Here is a 1,172-nt window from a genome sequence, read left to right as displayed (position 1 = left end):
CCGAGGAACACTGCGTGGCGGCCAACGCCCGCTCCGGTCGCCAGCACGGGCGCATCACCACCCTGCGCACGGCGGCCAGCGCGGCGGAAGCCCTGCTGGGGGGGATGGAGGACACAACGGCGACCGCCCCGAAAGTTCCGCCCGCCCAGACAGTCGCGTCCGCCACGGATGACGCCCGCGCCCGTCTGCTGGAAGCGCTGGAGGCCACCGCCCCGGAACGCCCGACCATCAGCGAGCCGGACACCCGCGAGCCATGGCCCGCGCCGCCCCCCATTGCGGATGAGGCCCGCTGGACCGAACTGGCCGCGCGCCGGGCGAAGCTTTCTGACGTATCAGGCAGTACGCCGCCGCGCCCGGTCATCGACGTCATCGTGCCGGTGTACGCTGGAAGGGACCAGACCCTGGCCTGCCTGCATTCCGTGCTGATCGCGGACCTTGAGTCTGAGGACTCTGCCGCGCCCCGTGCCCATGTGGTGGCGGTCAACGACGCCAGCCCGGAACCGGAACTGGCGCAGGCCCTGCGCAGCCTTGCCGCACTTGGGCTGGTGGAACTGGTGGAGCACTCCGCCAACAAGGGCTTCGTGGCCTCGGTCAACGCGGGCATGGCCCTGCACCCGGAGCGCGACGTGGTGCTGCTGAACTCCGACACCGTGGTCTTTCCCGGCTGGCTGGGCCGCATGGCCGCGCACCTGTCCGCCCGGCCCGACGCGGGCAGCGTCACCCCGCTGTCCAACAACGCCACCATTTGCAGCTACCCGGTGACGGAACGCGACAACCGCGCCGGGCTGGAACTGCCATCCGCGGCGCTGGACGCGCTGGCCGCCACGGTCAACGCCGGGGTGGCCGTGGACATTCCCACGGCGGTGGGCTTCTGCATGCTGATCCGCCGGGCCTGCCTGACGCAAACCGGCCCGTTCGACGAGGCCACCTTCGGCCGGGGCTACGGCGAGGAAAACGACTTCTGCATGCGCGCCGCCGCGCTGGGCTGGCGTCACCTGCTGGCCGCCGATGTCTTCGTGCGCCACGCGGGCGAGATGTCATTCGGAGATGATGCCGCCCCGCTCAAGGAAGCGGCCTTCGCGACCATCCAGCGGATGTACCCGGACTATCTGCGCACCGTGGCCGCCCACTGCGCGGCGGACCCGGCCCGCCCGGCCCGCCGGGCGCTGGAT

The 1,172-nt window shown here is 71.8% G+C and carries 1 protein-coding gene; it reads left to right on the top strand.

Annotated features, from left to right (window positions below; all coding sequences use genetic code 11):
* Positions 1-14: 14 nt before the first annotated feature.
* The coding region (locus FVW27_RS16470) for a glycosyltransferase family 2 protein (RefSeq protein WP_341806171.1) at positions 15-1,172 on the top strand (1,158 nt) is incomplete at its 3' end.

The sequence above is a fragment of the Nitratidesulfovibrio liaohensis genome (assembly GCF_011682075.1).
Taxonomy (GTDB): domain Bacteria; phylum Desulfobacterota; class Desulfovibrionia; order Desulfovibrionales; family Desulfovibrionaceae; genus Cupidesulfovibrio; species Cupidesulfovibrio liaohensis.
The sequence above is the reverse complement of the archived record's forward strand: the minus strand, read 5'-3'. Positions and strand labels throughout refer to the sequence as shown.